General features: G+C 57.8%; 18 protein-coding genes. 5 read left to right on the top strand and 13 right to left on the bottom strand.

Going from position 1 to position 17,915, the window contains the following annotated elements; genetic code table 11:
• Window positions 1–28 precede the first annotated feature (28 nt).
• The 3 genes from ACOYA6_RS13980 to hpaB form a co-directional block, all read right to left on the bottom strand.
• Entirely contained in the window at window positions 29–403 is a 375-nt protein-coding gene (locus ACOYA6_RS13980; RefSeq protein ID WP_039030504.1) for a hypothetical protein, read from the bottom strand.
• 485 nt (window positions 404–888) lie between these two features.
• A complete protein-coding gene (locus ACOYA6_RS13975; protein WP_039030503.1) occupies window positions 889–1,401 on the bottom strand; it encodes a 4-hydroxyphenylacetate 3-monooxygenase reductase subunit in 513 nt (170 codons plus the stop codon).
• 17 nt (window positions 1,402–1,418) lie between these two features.
• Window positions 1,419–2,981: a 4-hydroxyphenylacetate 3-monooxygenase, oxygenase component gene (hpaB, locus tag ACOYA6_RS13970; RefSeq protein WP_039030502.1), complete on the bottom strand. Its 1,563-nt coding sequence runs from the start codon at window positions 2,979–2,981 to the stop codon at window positions 1,419–1,421.
• A 284-nt stretch (window positions 2,982–3,265) separates the two neighbouring features.
• On the opposite strand from hpaB, the gene ACOYA6_RS13965 reads away from it, so the two are divergent.
• Genes ACOYA6_RS13965 through ACOYA6_RS13955 form a run of 3 tightly spaced genes read left to right on the top strand, consistent with a single transcriptional unit; the run spans window position 3,266 to window position 4,570 of the window.
• Window positions 3,266–3,757 (top strand): Hcp family type VI secretion system effector, encoded by a 492-nt coding sequence (locus ACOYA6_RS13965; RefSeq protein ID WP_138370352.1) that lies wholly within the window; start codon window positions 3,266–3,268, stop codon window positions 3,755–3,757.
• The gene (locus ACOYA6_RS13960; RefSeq protein WP_422654858.1) at window positions 3,754–4,299 is read left to right on the top strand and encodes a DUF2778 domain-containing protein; all 546 of its coding nucleotides are present in this window, start codon (window positions 3,754–3,756) and stop codon (window positions 4,297–4,299) included. Before ACOYA6_RS13965 ends, ACOYA6_RS13960 begins: the two co-directional genes overlap by 4 nt.
• A complete protein-coding gene (locus tag ACOYA6_RS13955; protein ID WP_422654857.1) occupies window positions 4,283–4,570 on the top strand; it encodes a hypothetical protein in 288 nt (95 codons plus the stop codon). The genes ACOYA6_RS13960 and ACOYA6_RS13955 overlap by 17 nt, the downstream gene beginning before the upstream one ends.
• 137 nt (window positions 4,571–4,707) lie before the next feature.
• Here ACOYA6_RS13955 and ACOYA6_RS13950 read toward each other — a convergent pair whose 3' ends face one another.
• The 9 genes from ACOYA6_RS13950 to hpaG all read right to left on the bottom strand — a co-directional run bounded on the left by ACOYA6_RS13950 (window position 4,708) and on the right by hpaG (window position 12,965).
• A complete protein-coding gene (locus ACOYA6_RS13950; RefSeq protein WP_422654856.1) occupies window positions 4,708–4,890 on the bottom strand; it encodes a hypothetical protein in 183 nt (60 codons plus the stop codon).
• 127 nt (window positions 4,891–5,017) lie between these two features.
• Complete coding sequence (hpaA, locus tag ACOYA6_RS13945) at window positions 5,018–5,908, bottom strand: 4-hydroxyphenylacetate catabolism regulatory protein HpaA (RefSeq protein ID WP_223074367.1); 891 nt, start codon at window positions 5,906–5,908, stop codon at window positions 5,018–5,020.
• Between the two features lie 9 nt (window positions 5,909–5,917).
• Window positions 5,918–7,264: a 4-hydroxyphenylacetate permease gene (gene hpaX / locus ACOYA6_RS13940; RefSeq protein ID WP_422654855.1), complete on the bottom strand. Its 1,347-nt coding sequence runs from the start codon at window positions 7,262–7,264 to the stop codon at window positions 5,918–5,920.
• A 21-nt stretch (window positions 7,265–7,285) separates the two neighbouring features.
• Window positions 7,286–8,083 (bottom strand): 4-hydroxy-2-oxoheptanedioate aldolase, encoded by a 798-nt coding sequence (hpaI, locus tag ACOYA6_RS13935; RefSeq protein ID WP_422654854.1) that lies wholly within the window; start codon window positions 8,081–8,083, stop codon window positions 7,286–7,288.
• Between the two features lie 10 nt (window positions 8,084–8,093).
• Window positions 8,094–8,897: a 2-oxo-hept-4-ene-1,7-dioate hydratase gene (gene hpaH / locus ACOYA6_RS13930; protein WP_422654853.1), complete on the bottom strand. Its 804-nt coding sequence runs from the start codon at window positions 8,895–8,897 to the stop codon at window positions 8,094–8,096.
• A 72-nt stretch (window positions 8,898–8,969) separates the two neighbouring features.
• A complete protein-coding gene (locus tag ACOYA6_RS13925; RefSeq protein WP_139564237.1) occupies window positions 8,970–9,350 on the bottom strand; it encodes a 5-carboxymethyl-2-hydroxymuconate Delta-isomerase in 381 nt (126 codons plus the stop codon).
• A 9-nt stretch (window positions 9,351–9,359) separates the two neighbouring features.
• Entirely contained in the window at window positions 9,360–10,211 is an 852-nt protein-coding gene (hpaD, locus tag ACOYA6_RS13920) for a 3,4-dihydroxyphenylacetate 2,3-dioxygenase (protein ID WP_422654852.1), read from the bottom strand.
• A gap of 1 nt (window position 10,212) precedes the next feature.
• Window positions 10,213–11,679, bottom strand: coding sequence for a 5-carboxymethyl-2-hydroxymuconate semialdehyde dehydrogenase (gene hpaE, locus ACOYA6_RS13915; RefSeq protein ID WP_039030495.1), 1,467 nt, complete (start codon window positions 11,677–11,679; stop codon window positions 10,213–10,215).
• The gene (gene hpaG / locus ACOYA6_RS13910; RefSeq protein ID WP_422654851.1) at window positions 11,679–12,965 is read right to left on the bottom strand and encodes a 4-hydroxyphenylacetate degradation bifunctional isomerase/decarboxylase; all 1,287 of its coding nucleotides are present in this window, start codon (window positions 12,963–12,965) and stop codon (window positions 11,679–11,681) included. The genes hpaE and hpaG overlap by 1 nt, the downstream gene beginning before the upstream one ends.
• Window positions 12,966–13,237: 272 nt before the next feature.
• Here hpaG and hpaR point away from each other — a divergent pair, with 272 nt between their 5' ends.
• On the top strand, window positions 13,238–13,678 hold the full coding sequence (gene hpaR, locus ACOYA6_RS13905) for a homoprotocatechuate degradation operon regulator HpaR (RefSeq protein WP_139564241.1): 441 nt from the start codon (window positions 13,238–13,240) through the stop codon (window positions 13,676–13,678).
• A gap of 86 nt (window positions 13,679–13,764) precedes the next feature.
• The gene (gene tsr, locus ACOYA6_RS13900) at window positions 13,765–15,429 is read left to right on the top strand and encodes a methyl-accepting chemotaxis protein (RefSeq protein ID WP_039030492.1); all 1,665 of its coding nucleotides are present in this window, start codon (window positions 13,765–13,767) and stop codon (window positions 15,427–15,429) included.
• Window positions 15,430–15,558: 129 nt separating this feature from the next.
• Here tsr and opgB read toward each other — a convergent pair whose 3' ends face one another.
• Entirely contained in the window at window positions 15,559–17,850 is a 2,292-nt protein-coding gene (gene opgB, locus ACOYA6_RS13895) for a phosphatidylglycerol--membrane-oligosaccharide glycerophosphotransferase (RefSeq protein WP_422654850.1), read from the bottom strand.
• Between the last annotated feature and the right edge of the window lie 65 nt (window positions 17,851–17,915).

Here is a 17,915-nt window from a genome sequence, read left to right as displayed (position 1 = left end):
GTTATCTTCACAACATTTCTCTTCAAAATTATTGCACGGCAAGCAGGTTACTGGCGGAAGCCTGTTCCAGCTGTGGTACCAGATACCAGGTATCACCGTTCTTGCAGGTCACACCGCGCTGGGACTGGTTGTAGTTGCGGTTACGCAGCAGTTCAATGCATTCCAGCCCAAGGGCAGAGACATAGCGCTGGCCTAAAGTGTAGGTATTGCCATTGGCGCTGAGCGATGCGCCCTGCGGCAGCGTGTTCAGAGGTTGTTGCAGGTTGGCTGCCATAGCCTGGAGGTCGGTAGAAGCAGTCTGATTCACAAGCGGTCGGGACGCTTCAACCTGCTTCGGGGAATATGCGCAGCCACTCAGCATGAGGGCGAGCGAAATCACCAGAAGGCGAGTTGCATTCTTCATAAGATCAATATTTTCCAACAATTCTAAAACTGGAATGTGAAATAAAACTTTGATGATATTCGGCTGATTTTAATAGCAAATCAGCGGAGAAATCTTGCAGGCGCAGGAGTTGCAAAAACGCAGGCGTAAGTAAGAGAATCCAAAAAAAGGGTAGGCTACCGCACGGAAAAGTCCCATTCCGGCTAAAAATTGCGCAGCTTTTATTGTAATGACGCAGGGGTACTATTCAGCCAACAACTAATTTGACTTTTATTATTCACTAAAATGTTTGCGTGACGGAGATTACATAATTAGGACGATTCTGTCATTTGAAATTCATTCAATTTGCGTATCGATCGCGGAAAAATAGCAAAAGCCTATTAACTCTGGTGGGGGCGAGAAAATTCTTATTGGGCTATGAGAATTAATGTCAGTGATTATTTCTAAGGTAAACTAAATCGTATGAAAAATAGCCAGCCGCGAAGGCGGCTGGCTGGGGGAGGGAATTAAACGGTTAATTCTTGCTCAATTAACACCGGATGAAATCTGCGTTTAAAGTAAATCAGCCCGTGTCCGTCCTCACTTAAGTGGATATTTTTGATTGCCACCAGGTAGACCAGGTGGGTGCCGATGGTCTGTACCTGGCTAATCTCACCTTCCAGGCTCGCCAGCGCTCCGCTTAACACCGGCTGGGCCAGCGCCCCTTTTTGCCAGCAGGAGAGGGTGAACCGCTCCTCCATCGCCATACCGGTCATTCCGGCAAAATGCCGCGCCATCAGCTCCTGTTCGTGGTTGAGCACGTTAATGCACAGCTTACCGTTCCCCTGGAAAACCGGGTTCATGGCGCTGTTGGCATTCAGGCACACCATCACCGACGGTGGGGTATCCGTTACCGAGCAGACGGCGGTAGCAGTGATGCCACAGCGTCCGGCTTCGCCGTCGGTGGTAATGACATTGACCGCCGCAGAGAGGCTGGCCATCGCGTCGCGAAAACGCAGGCGTTGTTCATCATGTTGCATGTTTACCTCCCGCTGCCTTATTTCAGCAGCTTGTCCAGCAGGTTGATATCGGTGTTGTTGTGCAAGTGCGGAACCGTCCAGCCGTTCTGGTCGTACTCAGACAGGCAGCGGTCGACCATCGCCATCATCTTGTCCATGTTGCCGGAGGTCTGCGCCTGGCGCAGGCACTGCAGGCGGATCTCATCCTGGCTACCGGAGTAGTTGATCTCGTACAGCTCGTGGCGACCGCCGAACTCGCTGCCGATGGCATCCCACATCAGTTTTAAGATCTTGATGCGCTCGACGTGGTCCATGCCGTTGGAGCCGCGCACGTATTTCGCCAGATATTTGTCGATCTGCGGATTGTTCAGATCCCGGGCGCTGGACGGCAGGTAGATCAGGCCGCTGGTGACGTTGCGCTCGATAATGTTTTTGATCTTCGCGTAGGCCATCGGGGCCATCACGCGGTAGGTTTGCAGCGCAGCGTGGTCCGGCAGGTACGCACCGTTGACCCATGGGGTGGCTTCGGAACACATGGAGTCGCTCAGCGCCCAGAACATGTTGCGCCAGGCCACCACTTCGCCCAGATCGGCCTGCACGCCGCGGAATTCGGCGGTGCCGGTACACTCCAGCGACTTTTTCAGCAGCCCGGTGATGAAGTCGAGCTTCACCGCCAGGCGCACGCACGCCTGCAGGGGATACATGCGGGCGAAACCGCCCTCCATGGTCCAGCGACGGCAGCGGTCGAAGTCGCGGTAAATCAGCACGTTCTCCCAGGGAATGAGCACGTTATCCATCACCAGGATCGCATCGTTCTCGTCAAAGCGGCTGGTGAGCGGGTAGTCGTAAGGGGAGCCAGTCGCGCCGGCCACCAGTTCGTAAGAGGCGCGGGAGATCAGCTTCACCCCTTCGGCATCCATCGGTGCGACAAACATTAAAGCGAAGTCGGGGTTATCGCCCATGACCTGCGCCGAGCCAAAGCCGATCATGTTGTAGTGGGTCAGCGCCGAGTTAGTGGCAACTACTTTTGCGCCGCTGACGATGATCCCCGCGTCGGTCTCTTTTTCCAGCTTGATGTAGACGTCTTTCACTTCGTCGGCCGGTTTGTGACGATCGATCGGCGGGTTGACGATAGCGTGGTTAAAGTACAAGCCGGTTTCCTGAATGCGGGTGTACCAGTTCCGGGCATTCTGCTCGAACTGACCATAAAACGCCGGGTTAGCGCCCAGCGCACAGCCGAAGGCGGCTTTGTAGTCCGGGGTGCGTCCCATCCAGCCGTAGCTCAGGCGGGACCACTCGGCGATGGCGTCGCGCTGCTGGCGCAGATCGCTGGCACTTTTCGCCACGCGGAAGAACTTATGGGTGTAACCGCCGCTGCCGGTATCGGTGTTCCAGCACAGCGTGTCCTGCATATCAGGTTTGTGCAGCGCATCGTATAGCTGCGCGACCGAGGCCGCCGCATTGCGAAACGCCGGATGGGTGGTCACATCTTTCACGCGCTCGCCGTAGATGTAGATCTCACGGCCATCCTGCAGGCTCTTCAGATACTCTTCGCCGGTTAACGGACGTTGGGTGCTCGCGCGGAAATCTTCAGGTTTCATAGGGACCTCGTATCGGAATAGGGTTGTTAAATTTATGTGTTGTTTTTGTTGTTTAATTGAAGCGTGAGAGAGGCGGGCCGTGAAGGGACGAATGGGTCAACGACGGGTACTTTTCAGGCGGGTTTGAGAATTGTGATCGGGGTGGGGTTTGAGGGTGGGTTGCACCGGACTACTGAACGAATGATGACGGCCAAAAATTCAGAAAATAACCATACGATTTAGCACGATATTTTTTTGAGAAAGGATTAATAAGGATTGAGCATAAAATAAACAAGGAGAGTATTATGGCCGTTCCCGCTTATCTCTGGCTTTATAACCAGTCCGGTACGCTTATCCCTGGTGGAAGCCAGGTCCTGAGCCGTGAAGGTGCAATAGAAATGCAGAGCTTTAATCACGGTGTACATATTCCCTACGATTACAACATGGGCCGGCTGACCGGTACTCGCGTCCATGACCAGTTAAGTGTCACTAAGGAGTTTGATAAATCCACGCCGTTTCTTTACCGTGCCGTATCGACCGGTGAACCTCTTCAAAAGGCGATAATTAAATGGTATCGCATCAGTGACGCAGGTGTAGAGGAGGAGTTTATGCACTTTATCCTCGAAAATGTGAAAATCGTGGCGGTAACACCGGTAATGCATAATTTCAAGAGTGCATCTGGTTTAAGCAGTAACCCTACTGAATCAATATCGCTGGCATACGAGAGAATTACCTGGCTATATCTCGACGGTAATATCAAATTCACGGACTCGTGGAACCAGAGGATGACGGCATGATCCATTGTCGGCTGGACTTTAATAATCTTTATGATGATGGCCGGGTGGCACGTCTCGATGTAGGCGGCGTGGGGTCATTCCCCGTTTTTAGTGGTCTTGGTGAGTTAGCGAATAAACCGGAATGCTCGTATCTATCAAATGCAGCCGTTCCGCCGGGTAGTTACTGGATTGTTGACCGGCCAACAGGCGGGGCGCGTTCGCGTGCAGAAACCTGGCTAAAACATGCCTTCACTGGCAATAATTATTACGACTGGTTTGCACTCTTTCGCAAAGATGGCGTGATTGATGATGTTATGCGGTTTGATGTCGGTACTTTCCATTACAACCGAAAACATTTCCGGCTACATCCGCCCCGCCCGGACGGCTCAGGAATTAGTGAGGGTTGTGTTACGTTCTTCCGTAACGTGGATTTTTACCTCGTAAGAGCCGCGCTTCTGCGGGCGCATAAACATAAAATTTTGGGAGGGAGTGAGTTGTGGGCTTACGGCGATATTACCGTGATTGGCAATACAAATGGAGTTTGTAATGTTAAGGCCCCTTAAATGGTTGCTTCGTATTTTCCTGTTTCTGGCAATTACATTTCTGTTCCTGATAAGCGGCATTTTTGATCCACTGGCTGAAAGCCTGAGAGTACCCATTGCCAGATTTATGACCCGGTTTAATCATGATGATTTCACTCTGTATGCGGATTACTACTCTGACAACCGGGAAAATGCCTGGCTGTATATTTATGTGTTGCTGAATGTCATCGTCGGCATAGTTTCTGTCGCAACATTTGAGTTTCTGGCCAAATTAGCCAGAAAGAGTAATTAACTTCCTGCTGATGGCCCGCAAAATGCGGGCTTTTTTATTCGGTCTTATTTGGCGTCCATCATGGCTGTCAGGCTGCATGTCAGTGCGGCCTGCCTGCCGGGTGGCGCTTCGCTTACCCGGCCTACAGTTCGGAAAATCTACACGACTGCGTGCTGCCCGGAGATTGTCGCAATGCGGGAGCCAGGAAATCCAGTGGCAGACGCGACGGCTGCAACGCGTTTAGCGTTAACCGTCATTCCGCCGGTGGCTTCAATCTCAAGAAATGCCTGGTGAAGGTAGATCGGTGCAAATGCAGGATCCTCTTTGAGGAGTTTAACCATCGCATCATCATGAAGCACTGACTTCGTCCGCTTAAAGCCAGCCGGGTGGAATCTGGAAGCATGCTCGTAAATTATTTTCGTAGCCCCGGTAAGCGTAGCGCCACCGGGGAAGAAGGCCGCAGAGGAGTCAAGACACCGGCACCTTCTGCGCCCGATACATGCTTGGCGAGCACCCCACTAACCGGTTAAAAAACCGCGCGAAATAGGCCGGGTCTTTAAACCCCAGCTGCCAGGCGATCTCATTCACCGCGCTGTCGGAAAAGACCAGCAGCCGTTTGGCTTCGCGCAACTGGCGGTCGAAGATGAGCCGTTTCGGCGGGCGGTTGGCAAAGCGGCGGCAGATGTCGGTCAGGCGCGATTCGGTGAGGTGCAGCTCGCTGGCGTAATCGGGCACCGTCCAGTGCTGGTGGAAGTGCCCGTCGACCATCTGGTTGAAACGCTGAAACAGCTTCAGCTCGCCGCGCATGCCGTTAGCCGCATGATCGTCGAGCTTCGCGTTGCGCAGCAGCAGGGTGAAGACCGCCTGCGCCAGCAGCACCAGGGTGTGTTCCCGTCCGGGCAGATCCCCGGTGGACTCCCGTTCAATCAGCCGCCAGTAGTGGCTGAGCGCCGCCAGCTCGTCCGGTTTATCGGCGAGTGACAGGCACATACCCGGCAGCCCGAAGGTCTCCCGGGTCCCGGGGTAGAGCACTTCCAGCAGCGGCCAGATGAGATCTTCGTGTACCGTCAGCACGTGCCCGTCGCTGTCCGATTCGGTGAAAAACGCGTGCGGCACCGACGGCGGGGTCAGGACAAACAGCGGGGCCTGCACCGAGTAGCGGTGATCGTCCAGCTGGAGCTCGATCTGCCCGGTATCAAGAAAGTGCATCTGAAAATAGTGGTCGTGGCGATGGGCCTGCATATCGCGGCCAAAAAAGGCCGCCATGCGGGCAAAGGACTGGTAGTGCACATCGTCAGTACCCAGACTCTCGTCGTACTCTTTGCTGATGTCGATATTGGCAATCGGGCTCTGGCACATAGCTGCTCCTCAGTGGATCTTCTGCGTCGCCATGTCCGGCACGGTTTCCCGGCTCTCCTGCCGGGTCATTGGAATACGCGTCAGCACCAGCGCTCCCACCACCAGCAGCCCGGCCACGAACCACAACCCGGAGCTGAAGCTGCCGGTGGCGTCGCGCAGAATGCCGATCAGCAGCGGGCTGACGGCGGAGCCGACGTTGCCGATGGCGTTGATCACCGCCAGCGCCACCGCCCGGGACTGCAGGCTAATAACCTGATCCGGGGTGGTCCAGAAGATCGCCATGGCGGTAAATGACCCGGTTGAGGCCATGATGATGCCAAGCAGCTGGATCAGGCTGTGATCGGTCGCCGACGCCAGCAGCCATCCCGCCGCCGCGAACAGATACGGCAGGATGGTGTGCTTTTTTCGCTCTTTCAGCCTGTCGGAGCGGCGGCTCCACCAGATCATCCCGAGGATGGTGCAAAACTGCGGGATTGCCGCCAGCAGGCCAATCACGATATTGCTGCTGCCGGTGTTAAAGCTCTGCAGGATCTGCGGCGTCCAGATGTTGATGGCGCTCAGGGTGTTGGTCAGGCAGAAGTAGGCCAGGGTGTAGAGCAGCACCGCCGGGGTCAATACCTCGCGAAGCGTCGAGCGCGGTGTCGCGGCGTGGGCAATGGCGTTCTCCTGCTCCCGGGCGATCATCGTCTTCAGGGTCTGCTTCTCTTCATCGTCAAGCCAGGTGGCCTGATCCGGCGTGTCGTTCAGGAAGAACCAGGTCACCACGCCGAGCACCACCGACGGCAGCCCCTCCAGCAGGAACAGCCACTGCCAGCCCTTCAGGTTCCACAGGCCGTCCATCGCCAGAATGTAGCCCGAGAGGATCGAGCCCAGCATCATGGTCACCGGCATGGCGATCATAAACAGCGCGTTGGCGCGGGCGCGGTGATAGGCGGGGAACCACCAGGTGAGATAAACCAGGATCCCCGGCAGGAAACCGGCTTCGGCAATGCCCACCAGCATGCGCAGAACGTAGAGCGTTTGCGGGCTGGTGGCGAACATGGTGCAGGTGGAGGCGATGCCCCACACCACCATGATCCCGGCGATCCAGCGGCGGGCGCCGATCTTCGCCAGCATGATGTTGCTGGGGATCCCGCACAGCACGTAAGTGACGTAAAACAGCGTCGCGGCCAGGCCAAACATGGTGGAGGTGAGGCCCAGATCTTTGCCCATCGTCAGCCCGGCGAAGCCGATGTTGATGCGGTCGAGAAACGAAAAGACAAACAGGATAAAGAGAAACACGATCAAGCGACGAAACAGCTTATTGATCACGCGATGTTCAACGGCTTTACTGTCTTGTGTTTGTAGGGTCGTCATGGTGCGCTCCAGATCTTACGTTTAGTAGACGGATTTATTGTTATTAACTGACGTAACTGGGTTATCGATAAAACGTGCTGCCAGGGCTTCGGCGCCGCGGGCGAGCAGGGTGGTGTCCACGCCGACGGCGACAAACAGCGCCCCGAGTTCAAGGTAGCGACGGGCCAGCTGTTCGTTGGCCATCAGGATGCCGGGCGCTTTGCCCGCAGCACGGATCTGCGCGATGGCCTGTTCAATGGCGGCCTGCACCTCCGGGTGCTGCGGATTACCGGCAAAGCCCATGTCGGCGCTGAGATCCGCCGGGCCGATAAAGACGCCGTCCACCCCTTCGACATCCAGGATCTGCGGCAGATTTTTCAGTGCCTCACGGGTTTCAATTTGCACCAGCACGCACATGGCGTCGTTGGCCTGTTGCAGGTAATCCGGGACGCGGTTCCAGCGCGAGGCGCGGGCCAGAGCGCTGCCGACGCCGCGAATGCCCGCGGGAGGATAACGGGTCGAGCGCACCGCCAGCCGCGCTTCGTCGGCATTTTGCACCATCGGCAGCAGCAGGGTTTGCGCCCCGACGTCCAGCAATTGTTTGATCTGCACCGGATCGTTCCACGACGGGCGCACCACCGGCTGGCTGGGGTAGGGGGCGATAGCCTGCAGTTGGGTCAGAACGGTCTGCACGCTGTTGGGCGCATGCTCGCCGTCGATCAGCAGCCAGTCGAAACCGGCTCCGGCCAGCAGTTCGGCGCTGTAGCTGCTGGTGAGCCCCAGCCATAAGCCGATCTGCGGTTTGCCCGCTTTCAGCGCGTCTTTGAATCTGTTTTCCATGCGCTTCTCCTTAGACAAAGCGGCAGCTGATGGAGCCCATGTTGCCGTAATCGACGTGGAAGGTGTCGCCCTTGCTCGCCGCCACCGGACGGGTAAAGGAGCCGCCGAGGATGATCTGGCCGGGTTCCAGCTGCACGTCGTAGGGTGCCAGCTTGTTCGCCAGCCACGCCACGCCGTTCGCCGGGTGGTTCAGCACACCTGCGGCGACGCCGGTCTCCTCGATCACGCCGTTGCGGTAGAGCAGGGCGGAGATCCAGCGCAGATCCAGCTCGTCAGGGCGGATCGGGCGACCGCCGAGGATCACCCCGGCGTTGGCGGCGTTATCGGAGATGGTGTCGAACACCTTGCGCGGGCGCTGGGTTTCCGGGTCGATGTTGTGGCAGCGGGCGTCGATCAGCTCCAGCGCCGGGATCACGTAATCCGTGGCGTTGTAGACGTCGAACATCGTGCAGTTCGGGCCGCGCAGGGGTTTGGCCAGCACGAAGGCCAGCTCCACTTCAATGCGCGGGACGATAAAGCGGTCGGTGGGGATATCGCTGCCGTCGTGAAAGAACATGTCGTCGAGCAGGGCACCGTAGTCAGGCTCGCTGATCTGCGAGCTGGCCTGCATCGCTTTCGAGGTCAGGCCGATTTTGTGGCCCTTGAGCACGCGGCCTTCGGCGATCTTCAGGTTCACCCATTCGCGCTGGACGGCGTAGGCATCCTCGATGGTGATGGACGGGTAGTCCAGCGAGATCGCACGGATCTGCTCCCGGGTCTGTTCCGCCTGATGCAGGCGATGGGCAATCAGGGTATGGGTGTGTTTATCGAGCATGGCGGTATCCTGTGACGGTATTATCCCCTCTCCCCTGTGGGGAGAGGGTCAGGGTGAGGGGCAAGCAGACGGCTACTTAAACAAGGCGTGCACGTTGTTCTGCTTGAAGTTCAGCGTCGGGTGCAGCTCTTCGATCTCAAACGACAGCGCCAGATAGCGCGCCGCCATCAGCCCGGCGAAATGGTCTTTAATCAACCCAAAAAGCATCTCGCCCACCTGCTGACGGCTCTCCAGGCTGCGGCCGGTGCCGATTTTCAGCGTCATATGCACAAACGCGTAGTCGTGCTTGCCGTCGGCCATCTGCCAGGTATCCACCCAGTGCGCACGGCTGCGGATGCCGCCGAGGGGGAAGATCCCGGTGGCTGCCAGCGCCTCATTGACCTGAGCAAACAGGCCCGGCAGGTCCGCCTGGTCGCGGATGTTCTCGGTACATTCGACAATAAAGTGCGGCATGGGGCGTCCTTATGCGGGCAGAGGGAAGACGGCGTTAACCTGGCCGGTGCCGGAGCTCGGGAACAGCTCGGTGAGAAACTCCACCTTGCCGTCGTATTTGTCCCAGCCGAGCATGCCCAGCAGCATCACCGTGTCGTGCATGTTGCCCTCGCCGTAGCAGTAGTCTGCGTACTCCGGCAGCATGCTGCAAAACTCTTTGAACTGGCCTTCGCGCCACAGCTTCACCACGCGCTCGTCCATCTGCCGGTCGAACTCGCGGGTGTAGCTGTTCATCCCCTCTTCGGCGCGCTGGTCGTCAATAAAGCGGTGCGACAGCGAGCCGCTGGCGAGCACCGCCACGGTGCCGTCATATTTTTCGATGGCGCTGACGATGGCCTCGCCCAGCCTGCGGCTGTCGGCAAAGTCATGCACGGTGCAGAAGGCGGAGATCGACACCACTTTGAAGTGCTTATCCGCGTTCATGTAGCGCATCGGCACCAGGGTGCCGTACTCCAGCTTCAGGCTCGGGATGTTATGCGCTTTGGCGCGCACGCCCTTTGCCACCGCTTCGTCGGCGATCAGCTGGCCCAGCGCCGGGTTGCCGTCGTAGTCGTAGGTCATGTCGCGGATAAAGTGCGGCAGCTCGTTGCTGGTGTAGACGCCTTTAAAATGATCCGCACAGTTGATGTGATAGGCGCTGTTCACCAGCCAGTGGGTATCGAACACGATGATGGTATCAACGCCCATCTCGCGACAGCGCCTGCCGATCTCTTTATGCCCGTCGATAGCCCCCTGACGGCAGCCAAAGTTTTTGCCAGGTATCTCAGAGAGATACATCGACGGAACGTGCGTGATTTTTGCTGCTAACGCTAACTTGCCCATTTCACACCCCCCATTTTGGGATCGGATGGTCGCCCATCGAGATACAGACGTTTTTCATCTCGGCGAACACCTCAAAGCTGTACTCACCGCCTTCGCGGCCGGTACCCGAGGCCTTCACGCCGCCAAACGGCTGACGCAGATCGCGCACGTTCTGGGTGTTCACAAACACCATGCCCGCTTCGATGTTGCGCGCCAGACGCAGCACTTTGCTGATGTCCTGGGTCCAGATGTACGACGCCAGGCCGTATTCCACGTCGTTAGCCAGACGCAGCCCTTCGGCTTCATCCTTAAACGGCAGCAGGCAGGCCACCGGCCCGAAGATCTCTTCCTGGGCGACGCGCATGCGGTTGTCGACATCCGCCAGCACCGTCGGGCGCAGGAAGTGGCCGTTTTTCAGGTGCGCAGGCAGATCGGATGGTTTGTCCGGGCCGCCCGCCAGCAGGGTGGCGCCCTCTTCAATGCCGAGACGGATATAGCCGGAGACTTTCTCCCAGTGCTGTTGGCTGATAAGCGCCCCGACCTGGGTGTTCGGATCGGTCGGATCGCCCACCCGCAGGCGGTTGGCGCGTTCGGCAAAGCGCTTGACGAATTCCGGGTAGATGCTCTGCTGAATAAAGATGCGCGAGCCTGCGGTGCAGCGTTCGCCGTTGATGGAGAAGATGGTGAACAGGGCGGCATCCAGGGCGCGTTCGATGTCGGCATCTTCAAACACCAGTACCGGCGATTTACCGCCCAGCTCCATCGAGTATTTTTTCAGTCCGGCGCTCTGCATGATGCGCCGTCCGGTGGCGGTGCCGCCGGTGAACGACACGGCGCGCACGTCATGATGGCGCACCAGCGCGTCGCCCGCCGTCGCGCCATAGCCCTGCACCACGTTCAGCACGCCCGCCGGAATGCCGGCTTCCAGCGCCAGCTCCCCCAGACGGTCGGCGGTCAGCGGCGAGAGTTCCGACATCTTCAGTACCGCGGTGTTGCCCAGCGCCAGGCAGGGCGCAACCTTCCAGGTGGCGGTCATAAAGGGCACGTTCCACGGCGACACAAGGGCGCAAACCCCCACCGGCTGCACCAGGGTGTAGTTCAGCATCTTGTCATCGACCGGGTAGGTCTTGCCGTTCATCTGCTGGCACACTTCGGCAAAAAACTCGAAGTTGTGCGAGGCGCGCGGGATCAGCACGTTTTTGGTCTGGTGGATCGGCAGGCCGGTGTCGGCGGTCTCCATGGCGGCGATCTCCGGCACGTTCTGGTCAATCAGATCGCCCAGACGGCGCATCAGGCGCGCGCGCTCCTTCATCGGCAGGTTGGCCCATTTCGGGAACGCCGCTTTCGCCGCCTCTACCGCCTGGTTTATCTCGGCTTCGCCGCCGGAGGCCACTTCCGCCAGCACCTCGCCGGTGGCCGGGTTGGTGGTGTGGAAGTAGTCGTTACCCGCTACGTTTTTACCGTTGATCCAGTGGTTAATCTTCTTCATTACCGTGTCTCCTCGCTGACAATCCGGTTGACCTGACGGCCAACGCCTTCCACTTCCACTACCACTTCATCCCCCGGGCGTACGTCGGCCAGCCCTTTCGGCGTGCCGGTGGCGATCATGTCCCCCGGCTGCAGGGTCATAAATTCACTCAGGTACGCGATCAGGAACGGGACGCTGAAGATCAGATCCCGGGTGCTGCCCTGCTGGCGCAGTTCGCCGTTGACCCAGGTGCGCAGGGTGAGGTTGTGCGGGTCGGCAATCGCCGATTTATCCACGATATCCGGGCCGATGGGCGTCAGGCCGTCGCGGCTTTTTACCCGCAGGTTGGGGCGGTAGTAATTCTCCAGATAGTCGCGGATCGCATAGTCGTTACAGACCGTGTAGCCCGCCACATAGTCCATGGCGTCGGCCTCAGAGACGTTGCGGGCGGTTTTGCCGATCACCACCACCAGCTCGGCTTCGTAGTGCATGTACTCGACGTTGTCCGGGCGCACCGAGGTCTGGTTATGTTCGTTAAAGGTGTTTGGCGCTTTGATAAATACCAGCGGCTCGGTAGGCGGCTTAAAGTCCAGCTCGCTGGCGTGATCGGCGTAGTTCAGCCCCAGGGCAAACAAGGTGCCGCTGGTGGAGAGCGGCCAGGCAAAGGTGCGGTTTTCCGGCAGCTCGCGGGCGTTGATCACGCTGTTTTCCAGGGTCGGCAGGCCTGCGGCCAGCACGCGTACGCTGTCGCCCGGGTGCAGGGCCACGCGGGACTGCGGGGTGCCCAGCAGAATGGCGTCGCCGGGGTTCAGGGTGGCGAAGGCGCTCAGCTCGCTCAGCAGGGTGGCGGCGTTGCGTTGCAGATCGGCGGTGTTCCAGCGATCCACTTCCCGGCCGTTGATCTCGGTGGTGATGTTCAGGTTATCGACGCTGTTTATCGTCGCCATCTCGCCTACGGGGCAAAAACCGTCCCGGCATTTGGCTTTGATCGCCGGGCGGTAGAAGCTCTCTTCCGGCAGGCTCACTTCGTTTGCGAGGGCGTAGCCGGCGATGTATTCCGCCGCCTCTTCCGGGCGGATTTTTGTCGCGGTTTTGCCCACAATCAGCGCTACCGTGGCGCCGCTCAGCACCTGTTCTCCTTCCGGATGCGGGATGGTATCGCCGGAGCGGATCAGGGTGTTGCGCGGTTTGATAAACCAGACGGCGGTTTTCGGCGGCGTGTTGTAAGGGGGCTGGTTAAATGCGTCGCGCCAGGCGTCGAGCTGGCTGCGGTGATTGAGTGCCACCGCGAAAACAGTACCTTTCATTCCTTTCTCCTCTGGCCCGCTTACCGGGTTTTGAGTTCATTAATATGTTAATGAATAGGTTTTAGACCTCCGGTGTGCGTTTGGCAAACAGAAGTAAATAATTTGTGATAGTGATAACAATAAATTTACATGTATATATAATTAGTGTTATATATCAGTAAGTTAATTTTTTAATGTGATATCTGTTAGACTTTTCAGTCGCGCCGCTGGCGTGCAGATGCAGCATTATGCATTGATTGTTTCGTTATTAATGATGTTGAGGTGGGAGCGCCATGCACGATTCGTTAACTATCGCACTACTCCAGGCGCGGGAAACCGCGATGACCTTTTTTCGCCCGATTATTAAGCAGCAGAATCTGACGGAGCAGCAGTGGCGGATCGTGCGCGTGCTGGCGGAACATCCGTCGATGGATTTTCACGACCTGGCGTTTCGCACCTGCATTCTGCGCCCGAGCCTGACCGGCATTCTCACGCGGATGGAGCGTGACGGGCTGGTGCTGCGCTTAAAGCCGCTCAACGACCAGCGCAAGCTGTACGTGTCGCTTACCAGCGAGGGTAACGCGCTGTATGAACGCGCCCAGGCGCAGGTGGAAGAGGCCTATCAGCGGATTGAGGCGCAATACACGCCGGAGAAAATGCAGCAGCTGACGGCGCTGCTGCAGGAGTTTATTGCTCTGGGTGACGGAACGGGGATGCCAGAAGAAGAGGAGTAGATCGCTGCGGTCATCAACACAATTTCCGTAAAGTTTTCCTGTTTCAGGCCGAAAATTCTGTACCAGTCTGGTGGGAAAGAGAAATCATGTTAAAACGTATCAAAATTGTTACCAGCTTATTGCTGGTCTTAGTTATTTTTGGCCTTTTACAGCTCACATCCGGTGGTCTTTTCTTTAATGCCCTGAAGCATGACAAAGAAAACTTCACCGTCCTGCAAACCATTCGTCAGCAACAGTCCACGCTTAACGGCAGCTGGGTAGCGTTGCTGCAAACCCGTAACACCCTGAACCGCGCGGGCATCCGCTACATGATGGATCAGAACAACATCGGTAGCGGCGCGACCGTAAACGATCTGATGCAGATTGCGGCGGCTTCCCTGAAGCAGGCGGAAAAGAACTGGGCGGATTACGAAGCTCTGCCGCGCGACCCGCGCCAGAGTGAAGGCGCCGCGCTGGAAATCAAACGCAACTATGATATCTATCACGGTGCGCTGGCCGAACTGATCCAGCTCCTGGGTGCTGGCAAGATCAACGAGTTCTTCGATCAGCCGACCCAGAGCTACCAGGACGGCTTTGAGAAGCAGTACGTGAACTATCTGCAGCAGAACGATCATCTGTATCAGACCGCCGTGGATGACAGCAACAGCTCCTACAGCCAGGCTATCTGGATCCTGTTAAGCGTGCTGATCCTGGTGCTGGTGGTGATCGTCGGCGTCTGGCTGGGTATCCGTCACTCGCTGATCTCTCCGCTGAACCGCCTGACCGACAGCATTCGCCACATCGCCAGCGGCGATCTGGTGAAACGCATCGAAGTTGACGGCTCTAACGAGATGGGCCAGCTGGCCGATACGCTGCGTCATATGCAGGCTGAACTGATGCGTACCGTGGGCGACGTGCGTAATGGCGCGAACGCCATCTACAGCGGCGCAAGCGAAATCTCCATGGGTAACAACGATCTCTCCTCCCGTACCGAGCAGCAGGCGGCCTCGCTGGAAGAGACCGCTGCGAGCATGGAAGAGCTGACCGCCACCGTGAAGCAGAACGCCGAAAACGCCCGTCAGGCGAGCCATCTGGCGCTGAGCGCGTCCGAGACCGCGCAGAAGGGCGGTAAAGTGGTGGATAACGTGGTGCAAACCATGCGTGACATCGCCGGCAGTTCGCAGAAGATTGCCGACATCATCAGCGTGATCGACGGTATTGCCTTCCAGACCAACATTCTGGCACTGAACGCGGCGGTAGAAGCAGCGCGTGCCGGTGAGCAGGGTCGTGGTTTTGCGGTGGTGGCGGGTGAAGTGCGTAACCTGGCCCAGCGCAGTGCCCAGGCGGCACGCGAAATTAAGAGCCTGATCGAAGACTCTGTAGGTCGCGTTGAGCTGGGTTCCACGCTGGTAGAAAGCGCCGGTGAGACCATGGGTGAAATCGTCAGCGCGGTGACCCGCGTGACCGACATCATGGGCGAGATCGCCTCTGCCTCTGACGAGCAGAGCCGCGGTATCGACCAGGTGGGTCTGGCGGTGGCTGAGATGGATCGCGTCACGCAGCAGAACGCCTCGCTGGTGCAGGAATCTGCAGCGGCAGCGGCGGCACTGGAAGAGCAGGCGAGCCGCCTGACTCAGGCGGTGGCGGTGTTCCGTATTCAGCAGGAGCAGCAGAAAGCCCGTGCCAACGCAGCGGTGAAAACCGTGGTGTCGCCGGTCACGACGCGTAAAGCGGCCGTAACCGACAGCGGTGATAACTGGGAAACCTTCTGATGTAAAAAGCGCCCTGTTCAGGCAGGGCGCGCGTATTTTTGCCGGGTGGCGCTTCGCTTACCCGGCCTACAAAACCACGCCATCATCCCTGTAGGCCCGCGCAAGCGAAGCGCCGCCGGGCGATGCTCATTACCCTTCGGCGTTAACCACTTTGATCTCCACCATGCCAATTCCCAGCTGACGCGGAGAGTGGCCGAGAATATTCCCTTCGTTGGTGGACTCCGGTGCAGGCGGCACAATCACCAGCGTGCTGCTGCGCGACGGGTTGTCGAAATGCAGCGTGGTGGTGGTGACGTCATGACCCAGCGTCAGGGTCTGTTCTTTATCGCCAATGCGCACCGGGATCGGCTTGTTGACGTTCGGCCCCCAGGCTTTGGCGGTGATCACCAGATCGAATTTCGCCGGCAGCGGCTGGTTGTATTCGATCTTCACCTCATTGCCCAACTGGGCGTTGGACCAGCGGCCCCAGGTTTCCGGACGTGAAATCCCGCTGAACTGCTTCACCTCTTCTGGCGCGCCGGCCACGTTAAAGACAAAGCTGTCGGCCTTGTAGCGGATATCGTTGTCGGACACTTTCAACAACTCGACGTTACGCTGATAGCGATCGGTGCTGATCACCGTATCCTTAAACGCCGTCTTGCCTTTCCACTGCGCTTTATCGACGTGCTGCACGGTCTGCTCGCCGCCCAGCTGGCCCTGAGAAACGCACCAGTCGGTGGAAAGCGCCAGCGGCTGCGACCACAGCTGGCCCATCTTGTAGCAGCGATCGACCCAGACGAAGTTGTCCCGCGGGGCAAAGTCCGCCAGCTGATAGCGCAGCGGAGCGGAGTACTCGCTTTCCGGCAGCGGTTCGACCCGCTTATCGGAGACGCGCAGCAGCAGCGGCAGACGGAAATGGCTGCCAGAGAAGGCCATCATGTTTTTCTGGCTGTCGATGGTGAAGTCTTTCAGCTCTTTCGGGAAGTTCCACAGACGGATCACGTCCGGTTTCCACGCCAGCACCTTTTCCTTCATGTTAAGGAACACTTCGGAGAGCGACTGCCCGGAGAGGCTACTGCGCCCGAGGCCGATAAAGTTATCCCCGCCGAGGATATCCAGCACCGTGGCGCCGTTATCCATGGTGTTGCGCTTCACCGCCATCACCTCCTGCTGGGGCTTATCGCCACGCAGAATAAAGAACAGGTTGCTGCGATCGAGTTTGTTCAGCGCATCCCAGGCGGTGTTTTTCATCGCCAGATGGTCGGAAGAGACCACAATCACCGTGTTTTTAAAGTATGGCGAGGCTTTGATTTTTTCGATCAGCGCCGCGATATGCTCCTGGCTGCAGCCCACCGCGCTGAACGACTGGTTCGGTTTGCCGTCAATCGCGTAGCGCTTGCGCTGACAGGTGCGGGAGATAAAGCCGTCCGGGTGGTGGGTATCCACCGTCAGGGCAAACAGCGAGAAACGTTTGCCGGACTTCGACAGCTCCTCGAATTTTTTCCAGGTTTCATCCAGCACCGTATCGTCGTAGAAGCCCCAGTCGTTGCGGTACTTAGGGTCTGCCACGGTGGTTTTCAGCTCTTCTGCGCCATACAGATGGTCAAAGCCGTGGGACTGCAGGAACACGTCTTTCCCGGCGAAACGCAGGTTGGCGCCCTGCATGAAATAGTTCTGATAACCGGAGTTTTTCAGGATATCGCCGAGGCAGATATTCTGCGGGAAGAAGCTGGACACCGACGCGGAGGCGTTGCCTTCAAACGGGGCGAACAGCGGAATACCGCACTGGGAGGCGACCATCCCGGCGATGGTGTAGTCGGTGCCGGGCAGCTGCGCGGTATGGCTGAAATCGATCCCTTCGTTCTTGATAGCACCCAGCTCCGGGGCGAGATCCGGGAAGGCGTCGTTATCAAAATAGGTCCGCTCCAGGCTTTCGCCGTAGATATAGACCAGATTGAGCTTCGGATTGGGAATGGTTTTACCCGGCTCTTTGTAATACGCCGCAAAGTCCGGATCGCCATCGCGGGACTGCGATTTCACCAGCTCGGTGATCTGGTGAAACGCCGGGCTGGCGTCCACCGAGGCGAGGGCCAGCACCAGCGCCAGAAGGCTGTAGCCGAGATGGTGCGGATGATGGCGACGGCGGCGCAGGATCCAGCCCAGCAGGCCGAACACCGTCACCAGCGCTACCACGATGCCCACACCAGGAAGTATGTACTTACTAACCCCAGCGCCGGTCAGGCTGTTGGTCAGGGTGTAGAGAACGGCATCGTTAATGCCATCACCGGTAAAGTAATCACTGGCGTAGAGGGTAATGTTTAAAACGACAAAAAGCCCCAGCACCATAAGGGTGACGGCAAACCACCAGGTGTTACGACCCGCTTTGCGGGAATAGATAACGACCGAGGCGAGAAACAGGGCAACAGAAATAAACTCTGACAACAGCTTATCCTCAACAAAGGCATCCGCAGATCAGCGGATTAACTGTTTAATTTTTGGGTGATCCA

This window comes from Leclercia barmai, from assembly GCF_049312895.1.
In the GTDB taxonomy this organism is placed as follows: Bacteria; Pseudomonadota; Gammaproteobacteria; order Enterobacterales; family Enterobacteriaceae; genus Enterobacter; species Enterobacter barmai.
This window is presented reverse-complemented; position numbering and strand designations above follow the sequence as displayed.